Below are 3,012 nucleotides of genomic sequence, written 5' to 3'. Positions count from 1 at the left end.
CTGTAGGCGCCGATGCACGTCGTGATGTTCGGCGACCAGCACGTCGAATCGCTCGGCGGCGCTCAGGTGTCGATGCGCCTGCAGCGCCGCTTCCTCGAGCGGGCCGGGCACACCGTGACGATCGTCGCGCCCCAGATGCACGGGCCGCGGGTGGCGTTCCCTTCCGACCCGGCCTACGTCGACACGCCCTCGATCGCGATCACTCCAGATCGCGAGTATTCGCTGTCGTGGCCGGGCGGCCGAACGGATCGGTTCGTGGATGCCGCACTCGCGTCCCGGCCGCCGGTCGACGTCGTGCACGTGCAGGCCGACTTCTGGGGTGCGCTCAGCGGGCACAGGTTCGCCGCACGCCACGCACTGCCGGTGGTGCACACGATGCACAACCGGGTCGACGTCGGCATCGAGGCGACCACGCCGTTCCCGAAGCTCGTGCTGCGCGTGCTGAATGCGTGGCAGCGCCGGGCGCTGCGCGACGTGGACGGGCCGCCCGAGCCGGGGCGCGACGGCTGGTCTTACCTGCGCCGCTTCGCGGCCCGATCGGGTGCCGTCACCGCGCCCTCCTCGCACTTCGCGCTTCGCCTGCAGGAACACGGTGCGGTGACCGCGTCGGGGGAGCCGGTGATCGACGTGTGGAACGGGATCGACGACGACGTGCTGGATGCCGCGCTCGCCATGGGTGTGCCCGCGCGCCCGCCGGGTCGCCCGAGGTTCGTCTGGCTCGGCCGCATGAGCCCCGAGAAGCGGTTGCTGCCGTTCCTCACGGCGGTCGCGGAGTCGGGCATCGACGCGGACGTGGAGATCATCGGCGGAGGGGCCCAGGAGAAGTCAGCGCGCCGACTGGTCGCGCGGCTCGAGCCCGCGGCATCCATAGTCTTCGCGGGTCGGCTGCCGTATTCCGAGACGCTCCGGCGCATCGCGGCCGCCGACGCGGTCGTGCAGACCTCGATCGGGTTCGAGACCCAGGGCATGACGGTGTTCGAGGCCGCGTCGCTCGGCACGCCCGCGGTCGTGAGCGACCCCGACATCGGCGCCGAGCTCGGCTCGGGCTTCTGGCCGGTGGCCGACGGGTCGGTCGGCGCGCTGGCCGCGACCCTGCGTGCCGCCGCCGCCGACATCGCAGCGGGTTCTGCGCCGTCGTCCGATCCGGGGATCGCCGAGCGTTTCCGGCAGTCGTCGCGGACGGCCGCGATGGTCGAGGTCTACGAGCAAGCCCGGGCTTGAGGCGGCGGGACCCGGGTTGCCGCCGCGAGCGGCGCATAACTCCTGCAAACTGCAAGAGATGCAGCAGCGGCCGACCGTGGCGGCATGCGCCGAACTCTGACGGTGGGACTCGCTTCGATAACGTGTGATCGTGCGCGCGGCCCTCCGGAGGCTCTTCTCCCGCAAGACGATCGGCAAGGATGCCGTCTCGGGCATCGTGCTGGGCATCGAGGCGGTGCCCGACGGGCTCGCGGCCGGCCTCCTCGCCGGCCTCAATCCGCTCGCGGGTCTCTATGCGTACCTGTTCGGCATGGTGGGTGCGACGTTCGTCACGAGCAGCACGTTCATGGCGGTACAGGCCACCGGTGCGATGGCGCTCATCGTCTCGGACTCAGATCTGCAGAGCCGCGCCGATCCCGACCGCGCGCTCTACACGCTCGCGATCATGACCGGGATCGTCATGATCATCGCCGGGCTGCTCGGCGGCGGACGCCTGGTTCGCTTCGTGCCGACGGCGGTGATGACCGGCTTCGTCACCGCGGTCGGGGTGAACATCGTCCTCGGCCAGCTCTCGAACTTCACGGGCTTCGCGTCGCAGGGCGCGAACCGCCTGACGAAGCTCTTCGACCTGCTGGTGCACATCCCGCAGTGGAGCATCGCGTCGGTCGCGGTCGGCCTCGTCGTGGTCGGCCTGATCTACCTGTTCCGCCTGACCCCGGTCGGCTCGCTGGGGCTTGTGATCGCCGTCGTACTCGGCTCGGGCATGGCGGTGCTGCTGAATGTCTGGCTCGCCGATCCGGTGCTGCTGCTCGATGACATCGTCGAGGTTCCCGCCGGTCTCCCCGCGCCCGTGCTGCCGAACCTCGAGGACGTGGTGTTCCTGCTCATCCCGGCCTTCTCGCTGGCGTTCGTCGGCGTCATCCAGGGGGCTGCGGTGGGGGCGGGCCTGCCGACTCCCGGCGGCAAGCCTGCCGACACGTCGCGGGACTTCGTCGGGCAGGGTGCCGGCAACATCGTGTCGGGCCTGTTCCAGGGGATGCCGGTGGGCGGGTCGATGTCGGGTTCATCGCTCGTGGTCGCCGCCGGAGCGAAGACGCGGCTGGTGTTCATCGTCGCGGGTGGCGTGATGGCGCTGCTCATCCTGACGGCATCCGATCTGGTCGGCCACGTCGCGATGCCCGCGCTCGCCGGCTTGCTGATCGTGATCGGCATCGGCGCGATCAAGCCGAGCCGCATCTACTCCGTGGTCAAGAGCGGTCCGCTTCCGACCGCGATCATGGCCGTGACGTTCGGGCTCACTCTCGTCGTCCCACTGCAGTACGCGGTGCTCGTGGGGGTTGGCCTGGGCATCATCCTCTTCGTCGCCCAGCAGTCGAACCAGGTGCGGGTGCGGCAGGTGCACGTGCTCGACGGCGGCCGGATGCGCGAGAGCACCCCGCCGCCCACGATCGCCGCGGGCGAGATCGTGATCCTCCAGCCGTACGGAAGCCTCTTCTTCGCGAGCGCCCCGGTCTTCGAGCACCAGCTGCCCGCCGTCAGCCGCGAATCGAAGGGCGCTGTCGTCATCATCCGCCTGCGCGGAACCGACCAGATCGGCCTGTCGCTCATCGAGGTGCTCCGCCGCTTCGCGCACGACCTTCGCGATGCGGATGCCGAGCTCAAGCTCGTGATCAGCGAGCAGCAGGTGCTCGACCAGGTGCTGCTGAGCGGACTCGCCGACGAGCTCGGGCCGGGAAACGTGTATCGCAGCACCGAGTGGATCGGCGAGACGGTCCGTCGCGCATACGCCGACGCGCTCGAGCAGCAGCGGCG

Annotated in this window: 2 protein-coding genes; both read left to right on the top strand. The window is 70.2% G+C overall.

What is annotated here, in order from left to right; all coding sequences use genetic code 11:
- The first annotated feature begins 12 nt into the window (after positions 1–12).
- Entirely contained in the window at positions 13–1,221 is a 1,209-nt protein-coding gene (locus QZV84_RS09460; RefSeq protein ID WP_292828796.1) for a glycosyltransferase, read from the top strand.
- Between the two features lie 130 nt (positions 1,222–1,351).
- Positions 1,352–3,012, top strand: a 1,661-nt coding sequence (locus tag QZV84_RS09455; RefSeq protein ID WP_292828793.1) for a SulP family inorganic anion transporter, incomplete at its 3' end; no start/stop codon positions are given.

Origin of the sequence: Microbacterium sp., from assembly GCF_011620715.1 — a bacterium.
GTDB lineage: Bacteria > Actinomycetota > Actinomycetes > Actinomycetales > Microbacteriaceae > Microbacterium.
The sequence above is the reverse complement of the archived record's forward strand: the minus strand, read 5'-3'. Positions and strand labels throughout refer to the sequence as shown.